The following is a 20187-nucleotide window of genomic DNA, read 5'->3' as shown; positions in this document are numbered from 1 at the left end:
GTGCCGGGCGACGGGCGCCTCGGGGACGGCCGGGACCGAGGCGGCCTCGGGGGCCTCCCCGCTCTCCGGGCTCCCGGGAAGGTGGTCGGGCGAGGTCACTTTCCGGCCCCCTGGTCGATCAGCGGCAGCGTGCGCAGCGCCCGCAGTTCGAGGTCCTCGATCTGCTTGGCGCGGTGGGCGCCGAACTTCATGTTCTGGATCTTGTCGTGCAGCTTCACGATCGCGTCGATCAGCATCTCCGGCCGCGGCGGGCAGCCGGGCAGGTAGATGTCGACCGGCACGACGTGGTCGACGCCCTGCACGATGGCGTAGTTGTTGAACATGCCGCCGCTGGAGGCGCACACGCCCATGGCGATGACCCACTTGGGCTCGGCCATCTGGTCGTAGATCTGCCGCAGGACGGGCGCCATCTTCTGCGACACGCGCCCGGCGACGATCATGAGGTCGGCCTGGCGGGGAGACGCCGAAGCGCGCTCCATGCCGAAGCGCGCCAGGTCGTAGTGGGGGCCACCGGTGGCCATCAGCTCGATGGCGCAACATGCGAGGCCGAACGTGGCCGGCCACACCGAGCTCTTCCGCGCCCATCCTGCGGCGGCTTCGACCGTGCTGAGGATGAACCCGCTGGGGAGTTTCTCTTCAAGTCCCATTTTCAGTCCCAGTCCAGACCCTTGCGGCGCCACACGTACGCGTAGGCGACGAGCACGGTGACGATGAACAGCAGCATCTCGACCAGCGCGAACAGCCCGAGGCCGGACGAGATGACGGCGCCGGCGTCGTTCTTCAGCGGCGCGAAGGAGACCGCCCACGGGTAGAGGAAGATGATCTCGATGTCGAACACGATGAAGAGCATCGCGGTGATCATGTATTTGAGCGGGAACCGTCCGCCACCGACCGGCTGGGGCGTCGGCTCGATGCCGCATTCATAGGCGTCAAGCTTGGCGCGGTTCCAGCGCTTGGGACCGGTGAAGGGGGCGATGGCGACCGAGAAGATCGCGAAGCCCCCCGCGAGAACGGCGAGCACCAGGATGGGCACGTAAAGGTCCATCGCTACGCCTCCTCCGGAGTCGCCGCGCGCGCGGGCGCGCAGCTTGATGTGTCTGTCGTGGGAATCATGCTGGTGGGGCGACCTTCGAGAGAGCGTTGATGATCATGTCGGACGCATCGCCTCGCCGGTCGGTGAGATTACCAAGGAGCTTGAGCGCGAAGCGCATCAGCCTCGGGTGAGGCAGGCCGTGCCTGGTCCCGAAGCTCATCACACCCGGCTTCCCAATCGCCTCGACGAACAACCTCCCTAGTGTGAAGTAGCCGCCGTAGGCGTCCTTCATCACCTGGGGGTAGGTCCTCAGGATCCGCTCGCGCTGTGCGGGAGTGGTGTCCTTGAGTGCCTTCGCGATGATCTCGGCGGCGATCTCGCCGGTCTCCATGGCGTAGGCGATGCCCTCGCCGTTGAACGGGTTGATGGACCCGCCGGAGTCACCCACGAGGATAAGACCCCGCGTGTAGTGCGGCTGCCTGTTGAAGGCCATCGGGAGAGCGGCGCCGCGGATGGGGGCCGTCATGTTCTCCTCGGTGAAGCCCCAGTCGGCCGGCATGGCCCTGCACCAGCGCTTCAACAGGTCGCGGTAGTCGATGTTGCCGAACTGGGCGCTGGTGTTGAGCAGCCCGAGCCCGACGTTGGCGGTGCCGTCGCCGACCCCGAACACCCAGCCGTAGCCGGGCAGCAGGGTGTCGCCGTCCCACAGCTCCAGCCAGGTCTCCAGGTAGTCGTCGTCGTGGCGGGGGCTCTCGAAGTAGGTGCGGACGGCCACGCCCATGGGCCGGTCCTCCCGCTTGTGCAGGCCCATGCCGATCGCCAGGCGGGTGCTGTTGCCGTCGGCCGCCACGACCACCCGGCTGCGGTACGTCGCGCCGTCCTTGGTGCGCACGCCGACGATGTGCCCGCTGCGGTCGTCGAGCACCGGCCCGGTCACGGTGACGCCCTCCATGAGGCGCACGCCGTTCTTGACCGCGTTGGCCGCGACGATCTGGTCGAAGTCCTTGCGGGTGCGGACCAGGCCGAAGTCGGGGAAGCGCTCCAGCTGCGGCCAGTCGAGCTCGAAGCGGAGGCCGCCGCCGACGACGCGCAGGCCCTTGTTCCTGATCCAGCCGGGCGCGTCGATGTCGACGCCCATGTTGAGCAACTGCTTGACGGCACGTGGCGTCAGGCCGTCGCCGCAGACCTTCTCGCGGGGGAACCTGGTCTTCTCCAGGAGCAGCACGTCGAGACCGGCCTGAGCGAGGTAAAAGGCGGTTGCGGAACCGGCGGGACCGGCGCCGACGACGATGACGTCGGCGTCAGCCTGTATGGCTGGTGGCACGGTCACTGGACTGTCCTGTCCTACACGCTCGAAGGCCTCGGGGTCTTGCGCCTTCGTTCCTTTGTGAACCCCTTCACAAACTTGTCGGCCCGCAGTCTACTGCTTTTCCTGTACATAGTGGCAGTCGGGGTACGGATCCTGGACACAAGAAGGCCCTCCGTCGTCAACGAAGGGCCGGGCACGGGAACGTCAGACTTCGAACTCGGCGTTGCGCACTCCGCCGACGAACGCCCGCCACTCTCCGGGCGTGCAGGTCAGGACCGGACCCGAGGGGTCTTTCGAGTCACGCGACAGCACCTCGCCGGTCGTGTGTCGGGCGAACTCGACGCACCCGCCGGCGACCGCGCTGAGAGTGCTCCTGCGCCATCCGCCCGGCGAGACAGTAAGGCCGCTCATCGGACGGACCACCTCCCGAGTCTCATTGGTCTGGACCAATGACGGTAGCCAACAGAAGATCGGCCGAGCCTGCAAGACACGCCGCGATAACCATGTCGTTACAATTGATCTGCCAACGACGCCATGAATTCGCGCGATTCCTCCTCGTCCATGGCGGCGTCCTCCAGAAGGCCGAAGACCAGCGAAGACCCGAAGGCTCTCCTCGTCCTCGGGGATGTCGGCGGGGTGCGGCTGGGCCGGTCGCCGCGCTCGCCGCCGACCCCGTAGTGCCGCAGCAGCTTGGCGACGTCCTGCTCGGACGGCTGCGGCCTGGCGTGAGCGGCGCGGCTCGGCGGCGAGCTTCCGGCGGCGGGGGGTCGGATCGATTTCTCCGATCACCCGGGGCTCCTTCCGAGAAATCGAGAGATATGCCCACAAAGTGCGATGGCAATCCTCCTGGCTTCATCCCGGAAAGAGGCCCTGTCGCCATCCCAGCGGGAATTGCACAGGGCTTCCCTCCGACACATCCTCAGAGCAGCCCGCAAAGCCGGAAACGGACGGAAAGGCGGAAGACGATTCCCGGCACTTTCGCCATGGCGGGCGCGACCGCCTGCCCCTCGCCCCGCCGGTCAGGCGGGCTTGAACGCCCGGTGGACGGCGACGATGCCCATCGTCAGGTTGCGCCAGGCCACCCGCTCCCAGCCGGCCTCGCCGATCGTCCGGGCCAGCGTCCGCTGGTCGGGCCAGTCCCTGATGGACTCGGCCAGGTAGTCGTAGGAGTCGTCGTTGGAGCCGAACACCTTGGCCACCTTGGGCAGGAACCTCATCAGGTATTCGCGGTAGACCAGGTCGAACGGCCCGAACGTGACGTGCGAGAACTCCAGGATCACCAGCCGGCCGCCCGGCCTGGTCACGCGGAGCATCTCGCGCAGCGCCTGCGAGGTGTCGTGCACGTTGCGCAGCGCCACCGAGATCGTCACCGCGTCGAAGACGTCGTCGGCGAACGGCAGCCGCATCGCGTCACCGGCCACGAACGGGATGCCGGGCCCGCTCAGCGCGTTGCCGCCGTGCCGCTGCACGCCCGTGCGCAACATGCCGAGGGAGAAGTCGGAGGCCACCGCGCGGGCGCCGAGACCGGTGAAGCTGTCGGTGGAGGTGCCGGTGCCCGCTCCCAGGTCGAGCACGACCTCGCCGGGCCCCGCGTCGACGGCGGCGGCCACGGCCTTGCGCCAGAGCCTGACCTGCCACAGCGAGGCCACGTCGTTGACCAGGTCGTAGCGCCGGGCGGTGCGATCGAACATCGCGGCGACCTCGTCCGGCTGCTTGTCCAACTGAGCGCGCGTCATGCGGACAAGAGTACTCACGCGGCCAGCGGGGCATTCGCCGGGCGTTACGGCCTTTGACCAGCCACCACCGGGCCGCCGGCGAGCCCGGCTCTTGTGGCAATTGACGCAAAGTAGCGGCACCACTACTGAACGTCTGCTAGTTGTTGGTGAATGCTTGCCCGTGTCGCCCTTGCGGCGATCATCGCTTCGGCCCCCGTCGCGCACTCCCGCGTGGTCTCGGCCGACCCGGTCGACAACACCCCCCATGTCCTCGACGGCATCGTCAACGCCATCGCGCTGGTCGGTGGCACCGTCGTCGTCGGCGGCTCGTTCAGCGAGGTCAGCGACGCCGGGCGCACGTACACGCTGCGCCGGGCCAACCTGTTCGCCTACGACCTGGCGAGCGGCCGCATCCTGCGCGACTTCGCGCCGTCCGTCGCCGGGCCGGTCTACGGGCTGGCCGCCGGCGACCACGGCACGGTCTACGTGGGCGGCGCCTTCCCCGGCGTCAACAACGTCGGCGCCCGCGCGCTCGCCCGGATCAACGTCGCCGACGGGCAGCTCGTCGACGGCTTCATGCCCCGGATCGAGGGGGGCATGGTCACCACCCTGGTCAGGAGCGGCTCCAGGCTCTACGTCGGCGGCGACTTCGTCCGGCCGCGCGTCGCCCTGGCCGGGCTCGACGCCGCGACCGGCGTGGCCGACCCCGGCTTCGCCGTCACGCCGGGCGAGCCGCTGACGCCCAGGGTGAAGGTCCAGGCCCTCGCCCTGTCGGGCGACCGGCTGGCGGTCGACGGCTCGTTCACCACGCTCGGCGGGCGGTCCCGGCCGCAGCTCGGGCTGATCGACGTCAGCGGGCCCGTGGCCAGGGTCGCCGACTGGCGCACCGAGGTCTACGCGCAGCGCTGCGCGGAGGCGTTCCCCTCCTACGTGCGCGGCCTCGACTTCGCCCCCGACGGCCGCTCCTTCGTGGTGGTCACGACCGGGGGCCCGAGAGGCCGCATGTGCGACACGGCCGCCCGGTTCGAGACGTACGCCGCGGGCCCGGCCGTCAGGCCGACCTGGACCAACGCCACCGGCGGCGACTCGCTCTACGCGGTGGCGGTCACCGGCTCAGCCGTCTATGTCGGGGGTCACCAGCGCTGGCTGGACAACCCGCAGGGCCGCGACTCGGCCGGCCCGGGAGCGGTGCCCCGCGAGGGCATCGGCGCCATTCATCCGCGTACCGGAAAGGCGCTCGCCTGGAATCCCGGCCGCGAGCGGGGCATCGGCGTGAAGGCATTTCTGGCGCACAAGACCGGCCTACTAGTCGGTAGTGACACAACGCGACTCGGACGGGAGTACCATGCCCGGATTGGCATGTTCCCCCTGCCCTAGTCGTCCTGCGGCTCAGGCCGGTCGATCCGGCCGCTGAGGCGTGCGCTGACTGCGTCACGCTGCCCCGACAGCAGCACGTAGCTGGCAATGCCGCTGATCACGAAAGCGGCTGCGAGCAGGAACAGCGGGTTTTGCAGGCCGACGAGGTACAGAACACCCAGGGTCACGACAAACAGGCCGATCCGCGACGCGGTGTAAACGAGAACGGGATGCACAGGTTCGAGGTTACTCGTCCCTGCGTAGCGGTCGCTCTTCGCATCGGACGCGAGCGCTGCTACTGTTCCCAGTAAGGGTGTTTCGTAAAGAAACACCCACGAGAGCCCCAAAGAGGCTCTATCATATAACAATCGGGCAGTCAGCTGATAACAACCCGTGATCTTTGTCGAAAACCACGGATAAATCAGGCTTCGCTCGACACACTGGTTACCTGTCCGCCCGCTGGCAGGAAGCGGGATGCGAGGGGGAGAGATTGGTGGAGAGTAGCAGCGAGCGTCTGCTGACCCCAGGAGAGGTTGCCGCCCTCTTCCGGGTAGACCCAAAGACGGTTACGCGCTGGGCTGCGGCAGGCCGCATCAGCAGTATCCGCACCCCCGGAGGGCACCGGCGCTTCCGCGAGTCGGAAGTGCACGCCCTTCTTCGAGGCGAGGACGTTCTCACGGCCGACAGGCCAGCAGGTGAGTCCCCGCGCGTCTGACGTTCCGTCTAGTCGGTGATCCTGAGATCCGCCAGGATCACCGCTGGCGGGACCTCAATCCGCCTCACGTCGTGAGGCCGTGGTCGAGCGTGCCTGCGGGCCACACTTCCCGACGGCAGGCACGGGGCGGCGCCAACCGCCGACCGCGGCTGGCGCCTGTCCTTCTCGAAGGCGCTCAGGCGTCCTCGTGGCCGGCCCTGAAAGCGCTCAGGCGTCCTCCTGGCTGGCTTTGAAGGCCAGGAACTCGCGTTCGAGGTCGTCGTTCTCCTCTTCCCAGCGACTGCGGCGCTCGGCCGCCTCCTCCTCGGTCAGCGACTCGGGCAGCCACTTGTCGTATTCGGGATCGCCGGGCTGCACGTCCACGTACGCGTTGCCGATCAGACGCCCGTCTTCGCTGGTCAGGCTCTGCGGCACGCGCAGGGTCCCGTCAGCGAGCCGGATGACGTACATGGCTGATCACCTAGATTCCGTAGCGCCGGTTGAAGAAGAGCATGACGTCGAGCGCCATCCGCGTGTCGCCGCCGAGCATGTCGACCAGGGCCGGGCGCTGGCGGGCGGCGATGGCGGCGAAGGCGTCGGCGAAGAACTCCTTGCGGCCCAGGCCGTTGCCCTGGCGGTGGAAGGTCGAGGCCAGCTTGGGGAAGGCGTTCTCGTAGAGCCGGACGAACTCCGGCGAGTCCGACACCCATTCGCCGTGGAAGGAGTCCAGGTCGTCGATGGCGTGGCCGACCTCGTGCATCATCACGTCCGGCGTGGGTGAGGGGCGGTCGCCCACCACGATCTTGCGGTCGCCGTACGCGCCGGCGCAGATGTCCCAGGTGGCCCGGCCGGACGGGAGCGGCGCGCCGCGTAAGTAGCCCATGTCGTCGAGGTCGGGGACGCCGCCGGGGCCGACGTAGATGCCTTCCAGGCCGGCGGCCAGCAGCTCCTTCAGCCGCTCGGGCAGCCGGGCCAGGCTCTCCACGGCGCGTACGGCGTCCTTGGAGGGCGGGCCGTGCCGGGCGTCCCACTGGCGGTGGAGGATCTTCTCCAGCTTGCCGCAGTGGCGCAGGCCGTCGCCGATGGAGGGGGCCTCCGGCCTGTTGGGCTGGGCCCTCGGCGGCGTGTCGTCGAGCTCGAAGTCGTACCAGGTGTAGCGGGGGCGTTCGGCGACGGCGGCGGGCAGGCGTGCCCCGCGCTCGCGCAGCGAGAGGCCGTCCCAGGTCACCTCGCGCCGCTGGGGGGCGCCGGGGCGGGCGAACCGCTCCGGCTGCTGCTCCCTGCGCCGCTCGGCGCCCTTGAGCTGCTCTCTCGGGGGCTCCGGGCGGCTCTCCTTCCGCCGGGACCAGAAGGAACGGTCCGCGTCTGGAGGAGCCTCGTCACGCCGCGAGAACAGGTACGACCCGCGGCGCCACCAACGGCCGCGCCGATGTCGGCCCTTGTCGTGAGAAAAGGCCATCGCACCCCTTCACGCCGCGTCCATGGCGAACCGGGTTCCACGGTACGACGCCGATCTTCCCGAGTCATCCGAAACGGGACATCGTCCGACACGATCACGTCGCGGATGGCTTACAGTTCGGGCATGGCAGGTGTTCTGATCGGCCTGGCGTTGCTGGCCTTCTGGCTCTTCTCGCTCTTCGACGTCATCACCGCACCCGAGGAAGAGGTCCGGAACGTACCAAAGGCGCTGTGGGTCCTCATCGTCGTGCTGGTCCCGCTGCTCGGCGGTGTGATCTGGATGCTGCGCGGGCGGCCCAGGGCCGAGCGCGACCCGTGGCCGGTGCCGCCGGGCCCGGGCGCGCCGAAGGGCCCGGACGACGACCCCGACTTCCTGAGAGATCTCGACCGGCGGATGCGCGGCGAGGACTAACCGCTGACGTCGGCGTAGCTGTGCAGGCCGGAGATGAAGATGTTGACGCCGACCAGGTTGAAGATCAGGCACCCGAACGCCAGCAGCTGCACGATCATGGCGGCCCTGCCCCGCCAGCCGGCCGTCACCCTGGCGTGCAGGTAAGCCGCGTACGCCACCCAGGTGATGAACGACCAGACCTCCTTGGGGTCCCAGCCCCAGTAGCGGCCCCAGGCGCGGTCGGCCCACAGCGCGCCGGCGATGACGGCGAACGTCCACAGCGGGAAGGCCAGCACGATCGCTCGGTGGGCCACCCGCTCCAGGTCGTCGCGGCTGGGCAGGCGCGAGAGCCCCTCGCCGCGCACCAGGAACAGCACGCCCGACACGCCGGCCAGCGTGAACAGCCCGCTGGCCAGGATCGCCGCAGTGACGTGGATCGCGATCCAGTACGAGTTCAGCGCCGGCACCACGGGCCCGGCCGCCGTGTAGAGCACCTTGACCGCGAACCCGAGCCCGAGCGTGGCGGCGATCATCACGAACGCGCCCAGGAACCGCACGTTCTGGCGGACCTGGGTGAACAGGAACGCGGTCACGGCGGCGAAGCAGATGGCCACCACGAACTCGTACATGTTGCCCCACGGCCACCGGCCGACCGCCAGGCCGCGGGTGACGATGGCGCCGAGGTTGGCGGCCCAGCCGATCCAGGCCAGCACGAGCGCGACCCGCCCGGCCCTGGCCCCGCCCGCCATGACGGGCTCGGGCTCGGCGACGGGCGCCTCGGCCTCGGGCGCGGCCTCGCCGTCCGAGGGGGCGCCGACCGTGACGGGCTGCCGGGCCGCCCGCTTCACGGCCGCCTTGCCCATGACGGCCCTTCCGAAGGCCAGCTCCATCGCGAAGCCCACCATGGCGATGATGTAGAGCAGGACGGCGCCGACGACGAAGTTGTCGCTCAGCCCGGCCAATTGCTCAGCGGACATGCTGTTCTCCTGCTGATAGAGCCTTGACGATCTCGGCGAACTCCTCGGCGAAGCCCGCCGCGGAGCCCTCGGTACGGGTCAGGCCGCCGACGTCGACCCGCCCTTCCCTGACCCGCACCCAGACGCGCCGGCGGCGGATCATCAACGACAGCGCGATGGCGACCACCGCGACGGCGGCGGCGATCAGCGCCGGCACGCGCCCGGGGTCGTAGGCGGTCTGGAGCGTGATCCACTCCTTGACGCCGGTGAACTCCAGCTTGCCCGCCCCGCCGGGCAGCTCGGTCGACTCCCCCACCGACAGCGGCTTGGTCGCGAACGATCCCCGCACCACGGGGACGACCTTGCCGTCGAGCTCGTCGGGCAGGATCTTGTAGACCGACTGCGGCTTGCCCGACCGCATGCCGAGGTCGCCCACGTACCCGCCGAGGAGCTGCACCTGCGGCTGGAGCTCGCCGGGGAAGGCCGAGGCGTAGTTTCCGTCGGTCAGCGGCACGCTGGTGGGCAGGAACCGCAGCAGGAACCCGAGCTGGGACGGCTGCGCGTCGGGCGCCTTGACGACGCACGACGAGGTCAGCGTGGACTTCTGGTCGATCAGGCAGGCCACGGGCCCTTCGTAGGCGACCTGGCCCTTGCCGTCGGTGACCTTGAAGACGGGCGCGTAGCCGTGGCCGATCAGGTACGTCTGCGTCCCGTCGACCTCCAGTGGGTCGTTGACCTTGAGCTCGTAGTCGCGGGCGGGCGCGCCGGGCTCGTCGTGCACCTTCAGGTAGGCGGAGTAGTCGAGCTCCTGGCCCTTCTTGTCGCCCTCGACCTGGTAGGTGGCCTTGAAGTCGGTCAGCTCGAACGAGAACGGCTGGAGCGACTCGGCCGAGACCCGGCTGCCGGGGATGAACCGGTCGTAGGCGGCCACGGTGTTGGCGAAGCCGTCGCCCTCGACGACCAGGACGTTGCCGCGGTAGCCGTACAGGGAGCCGAAGCCGACCGCGAGCAGGATGCCGATGAGCGCGACGTGGAAGAACAGGTTGCCGGTCTCGCGCAGGTAGCCCTTCTCGGCGGCCACCCAGCCGTCGCCGGTGACGACGCGGAAGCGCATCTTGCGCAGCCGCCCCGCGGCCTCCTCCACCGTGAGGTCGCCCTCGAAGGAGTCGGAGTGGGGCAGCCGGGACAGGTTCTTGGGCGCGGCGGGCGGCTTGCGGCGCAGCTCGCGCAGGTAGGTGGCGGTGCGCGGGATGATGCAGCCGACGAGCGAGGTGAACAGCAGCAGGTAGACGGCGGCGAACCAGACCGAGGTGAACACCTCGAAGAGCTGGAAGCGGTCGTACCACTCGGCCAGGGTGGGGTTCTGCTGGTAGAGCTGGGCGACCTTGTCGGGTTCGACGCTGCGCTGGGGCACCAGCGAGCCCGGGATCGAGCCGAGCGCCAGCAGGAAGAGCAGGATCAGCGCGGTCTTCATCGAGGTGAGGGTGCGCCAGCCCCACCGGAGCCAGCCGACCGGCCCCATCCCGGCCTGCCGCGGCTCGCGCTCCTCGCGCACCAGCTCGTCGACGCTCATCAGATCACCGGCTCGAACGCGCCGATGAGCCCCTGCATGGCCGCGATCATCGCACCCCACAGTCCGGTGACGAGCAGCAGCCCGACGGCCACCATCATGCCCCCGCCGATCCTGGTGATCAGCCGGGTGTGCCTGCGCACGACCTGGAACGTGCGCAGGGCCTTGCTGTAGGCCAGGGCGGCGGCCACGAACGGCAGCCCGAGGCCCAGCGCGTAGGCCACGGCCAGCAGCGCGCCGCGCGAGGCGCTGCCCTCGTTGAGCCCGAGCGTGAGCACGACGGCCAGCGTGGGGCCGATGCACGGCGTCCAGCCGAGGCCGAACACCACGCCGAGCAGCGGCGCGCCGGCCAGGCCCGCGGCCGGCAGCTTGTGGATGCGCACGTCGCGCATCAGGCCGGGCAGCACGCCGAGGAAGGCCAGCCCGAGCAGGATCGTCAGGACGCCGAGCACCCGCGTGATGACCTCGGCGTTGCCCAGCATGATCGAGCCGAGCCCGCCGAACAGCGCGCCGCTGAGCACGAACACCAGCGCGAACCCGGCCACGAACAGCACCGTGCCGAGCACCAGCCGCCCCCGCTTGGGGTCGGCGCTCATGCCCGTCACGTACGACAGATAGCCCGGCACCAGCGGCAGCACGCACGGCGACAGGAACGACACCACCCCGGCCAGCAGCGCGATCGGCACCGCGAGCAGCAACGAGCCGGAGGCGACGACGTCACTCATCGCGCACCTTGGTCACCGTGTTCATCAGGTCGGTGTACTTGACCGCCCCGAGCGCCCTGGCCGCGATGCGGCCCTGCTTGTCGATGACCAGCGTGGACGGGATCGCCGCGGGCGGCACGGTGCCCTGGAAGGACAGCGCGACCTTGCCCGGCTGGTCGAAGATGTGGGAGTAGCCGGTCTGCTCGGTGCGCTCGAAGGCGAGGGCGTCGGCCTGGCGGTCCTTGAAGTCGATGCCGAGGAACTGCACGTCGCCCTTGGTCTTGGCGGCGACCTCCTTGAGCACCGGCGCCTCGGCCCGGCACGGGCCGCACCACGAGGCCCAGAAGTTGATCACCACGACCTTGCCCTTGTGGGCGGCCAGCGAGGCCGTGCCGCCGTCGAGCGTGGGGCCCTCGACCGGCGGGGCCGCCTTGCGGTCGGCGGCGTCGAAGACCTGCATCTTGCCGTCGCCCGCGACGAACCGGGTGTCGCCCACCTGGGGCTGCCCGCTCTGGTTTGCCGCGCAGCCCGCGGCCAGCGCGGCCAGGAGAACGAGGGAGATGGACGTCGCGCGCACGGAGGATGATCTCCTTGTACTACAACCGGTAGAGCTTGCAACTCTACCGGCGGGGACACATGGCCCGGACATCAGGCCCCTGGTATCGACGGCCCCGAACTCAGCGACCCGGCCGGCTCGCTGTAGCCGACGCTGACCAGGCGGTCGCCCTCGAAGGTGAAGGTGGTGAGGCTGGCCAGCGCGCACTGCCTGCGGCGCGGGTCGTGCCAGAGCCGGCGGCCCTCGGCGGCCATCCTGATCGTCCAGATCGGGAGCTGGTGGCTGACCAGCACGGCCTCGTGCCCGCGCGCGGCCGCCCTGGCGTCGTCGACGGCCGCCTTCATGCGCGCCACGATCGCCGGGTACGCCTCGCCCCACGACGGGCGCAGCGGGTTCCAGAAATAGCGGTAGTTGCGCGGGTTGCGAAGGATGGCCAGCCCCTGGCCGACCGGCCGGCCCTGCAGCATGTTCGCCGCTTCGAGCAGGCGGTCGTCCTTGGTCACGTCGAGGCCGAGCTTGTCGGCGAGCGGGGCCGCGGTCTCCAGCGCGCGTTCGAGCGGCGAGCTGTGGATCGCGACGATGTCGCGGCCGCCGACGGCCTTGGCGACCGTCTCGGCCATGAGCCTGCCGGTGTCGGACAGGTGGTAGCCGGGCAGCCTGCCGTACAGGATGCCGCCGGGATTGTGCACCTCACCGTGGCGCAAAAGGTGGACGACGGTGGTTTCAGCCATGGTGTGCCACAGCCTATCCGTTTCGATGCCGGTCATAGTCAGGGGCTGCCTGGTCCGGCATTTCGCGCGGGGGTAGGGTCGGGACGACTGCGCCTAGGGTTCCGCGTCCGGTCCGCCTCCCCCGTCACACAACCAGGGCCGGAAGACAGGTCCGAGCGGCGCCGCGGCCCGCGCCGGGCCGTACAGCTGACGGGACAAAAGCCTGGAGGCTCCTCTCCGTCACCCCTGGAAGGAGTCGCCCGGATGAGCCCTTGGGCGCTGGTCCTCATTCTCGTCGCCGCCGTCGCGCACGCCACCTGGAACCTGCTGAGCAAGAAGGCGTCCCAGGCGGACGGCATCGTCTTCCTCTGGCTGGTCGGGGTCGTGGCCACGGTGGTGTGGAGCCCGCTGTTCGCCGGGTTCCTGCTGGTCACGGGCGCCCGGCTGTCGTGGGGCGACCTCGCGGTGATCTGCGGCAGCACGGCCCTGCACCTGGGCTACTTCGTGCTGCTCCAGCGCGGCTACGGCGCCGGCGACCTGTCGCTGGTCTACCCCGTCGCCCGCGGGACGGGGCCGATGCTGGCCAGCCTGGTCGCCGTGCTGTTCCTTGACGAGCACCCGGCGCCGGCCGGCGTGGCCGGGATCGTGCTCGTCGGGGTCGGGGTGTTCATGATGAGCGGCGGCGCGGCCGGGCGTGGCGACCTGCGGGGGCTGGTGTCGGGGCTGGTCGTGGGGTTGTTCATCGCCGGGTACACGGTGTGGGACTCGCAGGTGGTCAGCGCGTTCGCGGTGGCGCCGATCATGCTCAACTACCTCGGCGAGGTCGGGCGGGCGCTGGCGCTCACGCCGTTCGTCGCGGGGGCCAGGCGGCGGCTGGTCGGGTCCGTGTGGCGGGAGCACCGGTCGCGGATCGTGGGGGCGGCGTTCCTGATCTTCCTGTCGTACCTGCTGGTCCTGATCGCGTTCACGATGGCGCCGGTGAGCGTGGTGGCGCCGGCGCGCGAGGTGAGCGTGCTGATCGCGGTGCTGCTCGGCGGGCGGCTGCTGGCCGAGGGCGACCTGCGGCGGCGGCTGCTGGCGGCGGGCGTGATCCTCGGCGGCGTGGTGGCGATCGCGCTCAGCTGAGCGCGGCCCGGCCGGGTGCTCAGCTGAGCGCGGCCCGGCCGGGTGCTCAGCTGAGCGCGGCCCGGCCGGGTGCTCAGCTGACCGCCCAGGCGTTCTCCTGCTCGCGACTGACGCCGATCAGGGCCTCGACCGTGGCCCTGATCGCCGGACGGCGGGCCGCGTCGGTGCGCCACACGGCGTAGATGCGGCGCGTCTGCCGCGGCATGATCGGGACCAGCCGCACGCCGTCGGGCACGCAGTCGCGGCCCAGGCGCGGCACGATCGCGCAGCCGAGCCCGGCGGCGACCAGCGCGAGCTGGGTGGGGTACTCGTCGGCCATGCATGCGATCTCCGGCTCCAGCGAGGCGTTGCGCAGCGTGAAGACCAGCCAGTCGTGGCAGACCGTGCCGGGCGAGGAGCTGATCCACCGCTCGCCGTGCAGCTCGGCCAGCCCCACCTCCCTGCGCCCGGCCAGCGGATGGTCGGCGGGGATCGCGACGTCGGCCACGTCGTCGAGCAGCGTGGCCCTGGACAGGCCCTCGGGCATGGCGATGGGCCGGTTGAGCCAGTCCTGCATCACGCCCAGGTCCAGCTCGCCCCTGGCCACCTCGCGCAGCACCCGCTCGGGCTCGCGCTCGTAGAGCTGCACGTGCAGGTCGGGGTGGCGCCTCCTGAGCTGGACGACCGCGCCCGGCATCAGGCCGCGGGTCGCGGTGGCGAAGGCGGCGATGCTGAGCCGGCCGACGACCTCGCCGCGCAGCGCCTCGAAGTCCGCCTCCGCGGTCTCGACCAGGGCCAGGATGCGCTCGGCGTGCTCGGCCAGCAGCCCGGCGGCGTCGGTCAGCCGCACGCCCCGGCCGCTGCGCTCCATGAGCCGCGCGCCGGTCTCCCGCTCCAGCTTGGCGATCTGCTGGCTGACGGCCGACGGCGTGACCATGAGCGCGTCGGCCGCCGCGCCGACCGACCCGTACACGTGCACGGCGTGAAGTGCCTTGAGCCGGTTCAGGTCCAACATGTAAGCCAGACTAAAGGGTTTAGCGTAGAAAGTCTCGCTTGTCCTTGTATCTGAAGCAGATGAAAATATATGCATGCGAATCATTAAGAGCAGGAAGCCCGAGATCCGTTCCACCTCGTACCTGAAGGTCCTCGCCGAGCAGGCTCGCGAGCAGCGCAACCGGTACCAGAAGACCCGCTCTGCGTGAGCCCCCGCCACCTCGCCCTCGCCGTCGGCCTCGCGGCCGTGTGGGGCTTCAACTTCGTCGTCATGCAGGTCGGCCTGAAGCACTTCCCTCCCCTGCTGTACGCGGGGATCAGGTTCACCCTGGCGGCGTTCCCCGCCCTGCTGCTCGCGGGCCGGCCGGGAGTCCCGTGGCGCTGGGTCGCCGGGGTGGCGGCCACTCTCGGAGTGGGTCAGTTCGGCCTGTTGCTGGTGGGCATGCGAGCGGGCATGCCGGCCGGACTGACCTCTCTCGTCCTGCAGATGCAGGCGTTGTTCACCGTGCTGTTCGCGGTCACGCTGCTCGGCGAGCGGCTCACCGCCCGCCGCGTCCTCGGCCTGGCGGTCGCCTTCGGCGGCCTGGCCCTGGTCGCGTTCGACTTCGGGGTGTCCGGCCCGCTGGGCGCCTTCGCCCTGTGCGTGGCCGCCGCCGCGGCCTGGGGGCTCGGCAACGTGGTGCAGCGCAGGGCCGCGCCGCCGGACTCGCTGCGGTTCATGGTCTGGGTGAGCGCCTTCTCGGCGCCGCCCCTGCTGCTGCTGTCGCTGCTGGTCGAGGGGCCGCCCGTGCTGACGGCCCCCGCCGAGGGCTGGCTGTCGCTGGCCTACGTGGCCTTCGTCTCGACGCTCGGCGGGTTCGGCGTGTGGGGCTGGCTGCTGCGCCGGTACGACGCCTCGACCGTGGCGCCGTACACGCTGCTGGTGCCGGTGTTCGGCATGTCGTCGGCCGCGCTGGTGGCCGGCGAGCCCCTCTCCTGGATCGAGCTCGTGGCCGCGGCCCTCATCGTCACCGGCGTGCTGTACGCCGGCACCAGGCCGCGCCGGGCTACAGAACCGCCGCGGCCGCCTTCGCCGCTGCCGGCAGGGCCTCGGCGATCCGGTTGAGCGCCTCGTCGTCGTGCGAGGCCGACAGGAACCACGCCTCGTACGCCGACGGCGGCAGGTAGACGCCCTGGTCGAGCATCGCGTGGAAGAACGCGGTGAAGGCCGCGGTGTTCTGGGCCTTGGCCTGGTCGAAGTTGCCGACCTCGCCCTCGGCGAAGAAGATCGAGAACAGGCTGCCGGCACGCTGCAACCGGTGGGGCACGCCCGCCTTCGCCAGCGCCTCGGCCGCCGCGTCGCCCACCGCGAGCGCCGCGGCGTCGATGCGCGCGTAGGCGTCGGCGTCGAGGGCGCGCAGGGTCGCCAGGCCCGCGGCGCACGCCAGCGGATTGCCGGACAGCGTGCCCGCCTGGTAGACCGGGCCCTCCGGGGCCAGGAAGGCCATCACGTCGGCCCGGCCGCCGAACGCCGCCGCGGGCAGCCCGCCGCCCATGACCTTGCCGAACGTCATCAGGTCGGCGTCGACCGGGTCGAGGCCGTACCAGCCGGCGGAGGAGACGCGGAAGCCGGTCAGCACCTCGTCGACGATGAGCAGCGCGCCGTTGGCCGTGCACAGCTCGCGCAGCCGGGCGTTGAACCCGTCGCGCGGCGGGACGACGCCCATGTTCGCCGGGCACGCCTCGGTGATCACGCAGGCGATCTCGGCGGCCGCGAACGCCTCCTCCACCGCCTGCACGTCGTTGTACGGCAGCACGATCGTGTCGGCCGCCGACGCCCCGGTGACGCCGGGGGTGTCCGGCAGCCCGAACGTCACCACTCCCGACCCGGCCGAGGCCAGCAGGGCGTCGACGTGCCCGTGGTAGCAGCCGGCGAACTTGATCACCTTGGACCGCCCGGTGAAGCCGCGCGCCAGGCGCACCGCGCTCATCGTCGCCTCGGTGCCGGAGCTGACCAGGCGCACCTTCTCGACCGGCGCCATCCTGGAGACGATCTCCTCGGCCAGCTCGACCTCGCCCGGCGTGGCGGTGCCGTAGGAGAAGCCGTGGGCGACCGCGCCGGAGACGGCCTCGACGACCGCGGGATGCCGGTGGCCGAGGATCATCGGGCCCCAGGAGCAGACCAGGTCGACGTAGCGGTTGCCGTCGACGTCGGTGATGTACGGCCCCTGGCCCGAGGCCATGAAACGCGGCGTGCCGCCCACCGCGCCGAACGCGCGCACGGGCGAGTTGACGCCGCCGGGCACCACTTCCCTGGCGCGGGTGAAAAGACCTTCGGAGTTCTGTGTACGGCTCACCCGACCCAGGTTAGTCCCGCAGGTCCGTGCCCCCGCCGCGGGGCGTGCTCAGTCGGCGAGCCAGTCCAGGATGCGCAGCGGGTCGGGCAGCGGACGGCCGTCGGGGGGCCGCAGCCAGGACACCGGCTGGCCCGAGGGCAGCATGGAGGGCGGCGCGAGCACGTAGCTGTCGCGGCAGTGCCAGCGCAGGCCCGGCGTGTCGTCGATGGTGGCCGGGTCGCAGTCGAGCTGGCAGGACCACCACTCGTCCTCGTCCTCGGGGTTGCCGCGGGTGGCCACATAAAACAAGACCCGGTCGCCTTGAGCGGCGACCGGGCCTGGGTGGGCTCCGGCGGCGTCGATCCTGGTGAGGGCCGACAGGCCGGAGGCGAGCGGTACGTCGAACACGTCGAACACGCGCCCCGTGGGCAGGATCACGTTGGCCTCCGGCTCGCTCTCCCACCAGCGGGTCAGCAGCGTCGTGTCCGTCGTGGCCTGCATGTGCCAGGCGGGCGAGAGCGGATGGGCGCCGGGGTCGGGACAGCCGACGCGGTCGCACGAACACGCGCGCGGGCCCTGACGCAGCGGAAAGGCACCCGGCACGACGGGCCAGCCCAGGGACGCGTACTCCAGCACGGAATCGATGCGTGTCGGCCGCGACCGCTTTCTGGTACGCCGAGCCAGTGGTACCCCCACCATGGTGTCTCCCGTCGAGTCAGCGCCTGAGGAGGTCCCGGCTCCGGGCCGTTCGCACACCGCGGGACACACCAGCACTTGTCATCGCACTCTAACGCACACGCCTCAGGAGTTGACGGGAAACCCCTTGGTTAGAGCTGTCGCGCCACTTCCGTCGCCCAGTACGTGAGGATCATGTCGGCGCCGGCGCGCTTGATGGCGACCAGCGACTCCATGATCGTCCGGTCGCGGTCGATCCAGCCGTTGGCCGCCGCCGCCTCGACCATCGCGTACTCGCCGCTCACCTGGTAGGCCGCCACCGGCACGTCGACCGCGTCGCGCACCCGGGTGATGACGTCGAGGTAGGCCAGCGCCGGCTTGACCATGACGGCGTCGGCGCCCTCCGCCAGGTCGAGCCTGACCTCGCGCAGCGCCTCCTCCAGCGGACCGGCCGGGTCCTGCTGGTGGGTGCTGCGGTCGCCGAACTGCGGCGCGCACTCGGCGGCCTCGCGGAACGGGCCGAAGAAGGCGGAGGCGTACTTGACGGAGTAGGACAGGATCGGGACGTCGGCGTGGCCGGCGCCGTCGAGCGCGGCGCGGATGGCGCCGACCTGGCCGTCCATCATGCCGCTCGGCGCGATCATCTGGGAGCCGGCGGCGGCCTGGGCCAGCGCGATGGAGGCGTAACGTTCAAGCGTGGCGTCGTTGTCCACCTCGCCGGACGGGGTCAGGATCCCGCAGTGGCCGTGGTCGGTGAACTCGTCGAGGCAGGTGTCGGCCATGACCACGAGGGCGTCGCCGACCTCGGCGCTCACCTCGCGCAGCGCGACCTGGAGGATGCCGTCGGGGTCGTCGGCCGCCGAGCCGGTCGCGTCCTTGACCGCGGGGATGCCGAACAGGATCAGGCCGCCCACGCCCGCCTCGGCCGCGTCGTGCGCGGCCTTGCGCAGCGAGTCGCGGGTGTGCTGGAACACGCCCGGCATGGACGCCACCGGCTGCGGCGCGTCGATGCCCTCCTTGACGAACATCGGCAGGATCAGGTCCGCGGCGTGCAGCCGCGTGCCCGACACCATCCGGCGCAGCGCCTGGCTGCGACGCAGGCGCCGGGGACGGGCGACGGGGTACTGGGCGGTCACTTGGCTCTCCTCCTGGCGCCACGGCGGTTCTGGGAGGGCCTGCGCGGGCTGTCACCCGCGGCCACGGCCGCCTGGCGCTGCTTGGCACCGAACTCGGCCAGCGCTGCGGCCAGGGCTGATGCGGATGGCTTGTCGGACATGACGTCGACCCGGAGCCCGAACTCCTCGGCCGTCTTGGCCGTCTGCGGCCCGATCACCGCGATCACGGTGACGTTGTGCGGCTTGCCCGCGATGCCGACCAGGTTGCGCACGGTGGAGGACGAGGTGAACAGCACGGCGTCGAAGCCGCCGCCCTTGATCGCCTCGCGGATGGGCGCGGGCGGCGGCGCGGCGCGCACCGTCCGGTACGCCGTCACGTCGTCGCACTCCCAGCCCAGTTCGGTGAGCCCGGCCACCAGCGTGTCGGTCGAGATGTCGGCCCTGGGCAGCAGCACCCGGTTGATCGGGTCGAGCATCGAGTCGTAGGGCGGCCACTCGGCCACGAGCCCTTCTGAGGACTGCTCGCCCGAGGGCAGCAGGTCGGGCTTGACGCCGAACTCGACCAGGGCCCGCGAGGTGGCCTCGCCCACGGCGGCCACCTTGAGCCCGGCGAAGGCGCGCGCGTCGAGCCCGTACTCCTCGAACTTCTCGCGCACCGCCTTGACGGCGTTGGCGCTGGTGAAGGCCACCCACTCGTAGCGGCCGGTGACCAGGCCCTTGATGGCGCGGTCCATCTGCTGCGGCGTGCGCGGCGGCTCGACCGAGATGGTCGGCACCTCCTCGGGCACCGCGCCGTAGGCCACGAGCTGCTCGGACAGGCTGCGGGACTGCTCCTTCGTCCGCGGCACCAGCACCCGCCAGCCGAACAGCGGCTTGGTCTCGAACCACGACAGCCGCTCGCGCTGCCCGACGGCCTCGCCGACCACGATCAGCGCGGGCTCGGTGAACCCGGCGTGCTTCAGGTCGGCCTGCAGCCGGCCGAGCGAGGACACGACGGTGTACTGCTCGGTGGTGGTGCCGCCGCTGCTGACGGCGACCGGCGTGGTGTCGGGCTTGCCGCCGGCGATCAGCGCCTTGCCGATGGCGACGGCCTCGGTGATGCCGTTGTAGATCACCAGCGTGCCGCGGGTGGCGGCGTGGGACGACCAGTCCTGCTCCTGAGCGGCGTCGACGACGCGGAACTCGGGCACGGCCGTGGCCGCCGGGATGCCGGCGTAGGTGAGCACCGCGGTCGCGGGCGGCACGCCGGGCACGATCTCGAAGTCCACCTCCGCCGCCACGCAGGCCGCGACCTCGTCGTCGATCGAGGAGAACAACATGGGGTCGCCCGCGCACAGGCGCACCACGAGCTGCCCGGCCTTGGCCCGCTGGACGTAGTCGCCCTCGGCGACCTCGACGCCCTCGCGGCAGTGCTTGAGCAGCGGGCCGAACTGCTCGTCGTCGAGCACGACGGCGTCCGCCTTGCCGAGAAGTTCGGCGGCGCGGAGCGTCAGCAGGTTGGGGTCACCGGGACCCGCCCCCACGAAGGCGACG

23 protein-coding genes are annotated in these 20187 nt (G+C 70.9%); 5 read left to right on the top strand and 18 right to left on the bottom strand.

Features of this window, described 5'->3' with window-relative positions; all coding sequences use genetic code 11:
- Positions 1-95: 95 nt before the first annotated feature.
- From ACIBST_RS18245 to ACIBST_RS18225, 5 genes are all read right to left on the bottom strand, one after another.
- The gene (locus ACIBST_RS18245; RefSeq protein WP_352322512.1) at positions 96-647 is read right to left on the bottom strand and encodes an NADH-quinone oxidoreductase subunit B family protein; all 552 of its coding nucleotides are present in this window, start codon (positions 645-647) and stop codon (positions 96-98) included.
- A gap of 2 nt (positions 648-649) precedes the next feature.
- Positions 650-1045, bottom strand: a complete 396-nt coding sequence (locus tag ACIBST_RS18240) for an NADH-quinone oxidoreductase subunit A (protein WP_397172907.1) — start codon at positions 1043-1045, stop codon at positions 650-652.
- Positions 1046-1109: 64 nt separating this feature from the next.
- On the bottom strand, positions 1110-2363 hold the full coding sequence (locus tag ACIBST_RS18235) for a geranylgeranyl reductase family protein (RefSeq protein ID WP_352322514.1): 1254 nt from the start codon (positions 2361-2363) through the stop codon (positions 1110-1112).
- A gap of 183 nt (positions 2364-2546) precedes the next feature.
- Positions 2547-2753 (bottom strand): DUF397 domain-containing protein, encoded by a 207-nt coding sequence (locus tag ACIBST_RS18230; RefSeq protein ID WP_397172905.1) that lies wholly within the window; start codon positions 2751-2753, stop codon positions 2547-2549.
- 608 nt (positions 2754-3361) lie between these two features.
- Positions 3362-4078: a demethylmenaquinone methyltransferase gene (locus ACIBST_RS18225; RefSeq protein ID WP_397172903.1), complete on the bottom strand. Its 717-nt coding sequence runs from the start codon at positions 4076-4078 to the stop codon at positions 3362-3364.
- A 150-nt stretch (positions 4079-4228) separates the two neighbouring features.
- On the opposite strand from ACIBST_RS18225, the gene ACIBST_RS18220 reads away from it, so the two are divergent.
- Positions 4229-5434, top strand: coding sequence for a hypothetical protein (locus tag ACIBST_RS18220; protein ID WP_397172901.1), 1206 nt, complete (start codon positions 4229-4231; stop codon positions 5432-5434).
- Here ACIBST_RS18220 and ACIBST_RS18215 read toward each other — a convergent pair.
- Complete coding sequence (locus tag ACIBST_RS18215) at positions 5431-5649, bottom strand: DUF4229 domain-containing protein (protein WP_397172899.1); 219 nt, start codon at positions 5647-5649, stop codon at positions 5431-5433. The genes ACIBST_RS18220 and ACIBST_RS18215 overlap by 4 nt on opposite strands.
- 257 nt (positions 5650-5906) lie before the next feature.
- Between ACIBST_RS18215 and ACIBST_RS18210 the strand changes: the two genes are divergently transcribed.
- Positions 5907-6128, top strand: coding sequence for a BldC family transcriptional regulator (locus tag ACIBST_RS18210; RefSeq protein ID WP_026214226.1), 222 nt, complete (start codon positions 5907-5909; stop codon positions 6126-6128).
- A 207-nt stretch (positions 6129-6335) separates the two neighbouring features.
- On the opposite strand, the gene ACIBST_RS18205 is transcribed toward ACIBST_RS18210, so the two are convergent.
- Both ACIBST_RS18205 and ACIBST_RS18200 read right to left on the bottom strand, forming a co-directional pair.
- Entirely contained in the window at positions 6336-6578 is a 243-nt protein-coding gene (locus tag ACIBST_RS18205; protein WP_397172897.1) for a hypothetical protein, read from the bottom strand.
- Positions 6579-6588: 10 nt separating this feature from the next.
- Positions 6589-7566, bottom strand: coding sequence for a hypothetical protein (locus tag ACIBST_RS18200; protein ID WP_397172895.1), 978 nt, complete (start codon positions 7564-7566; stop codon positions 6589-6591).
- Between the two features lie 123 nt (positions 7567-7689).
- On the opposite strand from ACIBST_RS18200, the gene ACIBST_RS18195 reads away from it, so the two are divergent.
- Complete coding sequence (locus tag ACIBST_RS18195; protein WP_352322521.1) at positions 7690-7977, top strand: PLDc N-terminal domain-containing protein; 288 nt, start codon at positions 7690-7692, stop codon at positions 7975-7977.
- Here the strand turns inward: ACIBST_RS18195 and ccsA are convergent.
- From ccsA to ACIBST_RS18170, 5 genes are all read right to left on the bottom strand, one after another.
- The gene (gene ccsA, locus ACIBST_RS18190) at positions 7974-8933 is read right to left on the bottom strand and encodes a cytochrome c biogenesis protein CcsA (RefSeq protein ID WP_397172893.1); all 960 of its coding nucleotides are present in this window, start codon (positions 8931-8933) and stop codon (positions 7974-7976) included. The two genes, ACIBST_RS18195 and ccsA, sit on opposite strands and share 4 nt — an antisense overlap.
- On the bottom strand, positions 8923-10485 hold the full coding sequence (locus ACIBST_RS18185) for a cytochrome c biogenesis protein ResB (RefSeq protein ID WP_397172891.1): 1563 nt from the start codon (positions 10483-10485) through the stop codon (positions 8923-8925). The genes ccsA and ACIBST_RS18185 overlap by 11 nt, the downstream gene beginning before the upstream one ends.
- On the bottom strand, positions 10485-11207 hold the full coding sequence (locus tag ACIBST_RS18180) for a cytochrome c biogenesis CcdA family protein (protein WP_397172889.1): 723 nt from the start codon (positions 11205-11207) through the stop codon (positions 10485-10487). The genes ACIBST_RS18185 and ACIBST_RS18180 overlap by 1 nt, the downstream gene beginning before the upstream one ends.
- Positions 11200-11763 (bottom strand): TlpA disulfide reductase family protein, encoded by a 564-nt coding sequence (locus ACIBST_RS18175; RefSeq protein WP_352322525.1) that lies wholly within the window; start codon positions 11761-11763, stop codon positions 11200-11202. The genes ACIBST_RS18180 and ACIBST_RS18175 overlap by 8 nt, the downstream gene beginning before the upstream one ends.
- Positions 11764-11834: 71 nt before the next feature.
- A complete protein-coding gene (locus ACIBST_RS18170) occupies positions 11835-12473 on the bottom strand; it encodes a histidine phosphatase family protein (RefSeq protein WP_397172888.1) in 639 nt (212 codons plus the stop codon).
- A gap of 243 nt (positions 12474-12716) precedes the next feature.
- On the opposite strand from ACIBST_RS18170, the gene ACIBST_RS18165 reads away from it, so the two are divergent.
- Complete coding sequence (locus tag ACIBST_RS18165; RefSeq protein WP_358290276.1) at positions 12717-13577, top strand: DMT family transporter; 861 nt, start codon at positions 12717-12719, stop codon at positions 13575-13577.
- A 73-nt stretch (positions 13578-13650) separates the two neighbouring features.
- Here ACIBST_RS18165 and ACIBST_RS18160 read toward each other — a convergent pair whose 3' ends face one another.
- Positions 13651-14571 (bottom strand): LysR family transcriptional regulator, encoded by a 921-nt coding sequence (locus ACIBST_RS18160; RefSeq protein WP_397172886.1) that lies wholly within the window; start codon positions 14569-14571, stop codon positions 13651-13653.
- A 183-nt stretch (positions 14572-14754) separates the two neighbouring features.
- On the opposite strand from ACIBST_RS18160, the gene ACIBST_RS18155 reads away from it, so the two are divergent.
- Positions 14755-15654, top strand: coding sequence for an EamA family transporter (locus tag ACIBST_RS18155; RefSeq protein ID WP_397172884.1), 900 nt, complete (start codon positions 14755-14757; stop codon positions 15652-15654).
- Here the strand turns inward: ACIBST_RS18155 and hemL are convergent.
- From hemL to ACIBST_RS18135, 4 genes are all read right to left on the bottom strand, one after another.
- Positions 15596-16885 carry a glutamate-1-semialdehyde 2,1-aminomutase gene (hemL, locus tag ACIBST_RS18150; RefSeq protein WP_397172882.1) on the bottom strand — a complete coding sequence of 430 codons (1290 nt, stop codon included), beginning with the start codon at positions 16883-16885 and terminating at the stop codon, positions 15596-15598. The two genes, ACIBST_RS18155 and hemL, sit on opposite strands and share 59 nt — an antisense overlap.
- Before the next feature lie 48 nt (positions 16886-16933).
- A complete protein-coding gene (locus tag ACIBST_RS18145) occupies positions 16934-17563 on the bottom strand; it encodes a bifunctional DNA primase/polymerase (RefSeq protein ID WP_397172880.1) in 630 nt (209 codons plus the stop codon).
- A gap of 128 nt (positions 17564-17691) precedes the next feature.
- A complete protein-coding gene (gene hemB, locus ACIBST_RS18140) occupies positions 17692-18675 on the bottom strand; it encodes a porphobilinogen synthase (RefSeq protein WP_397172878.1) in 984 nt (327 codons plus the stop codon).
- The gene (locus ACIBST_RS18135; protein WP_358007896.1) at positions 18672-20177 is read right to left on the bottom strand and encodes a bifunctional uroporphyrinogen-III C-methyltransferase/uroporphyrinogen-III synthase; all 1506 of its coding nucleotides are present in this window, start codon (positions 20175-20177) and stop codon (positions 18672-18674) included. Before ACIBST_RS18135 ends, hemB begins: the two co-directional genes overlap by 4 nt.
- Positions 20178-20187 lie beyond the last annotated feature (10 nt).

Source organism: Nonomuraea sp. NPDC049684 (genome assembly GCF_044465345.1).
Taxonomy (GTDB): domain Bacteria; phylum Actinomycetota; class Actinomycetes; order Streptosporangiales; family Streptosporangiaceae; genus Nonomuraea.
This window is presented reverse-complemented; position numbering and strand designations above follow the sequence as displayed.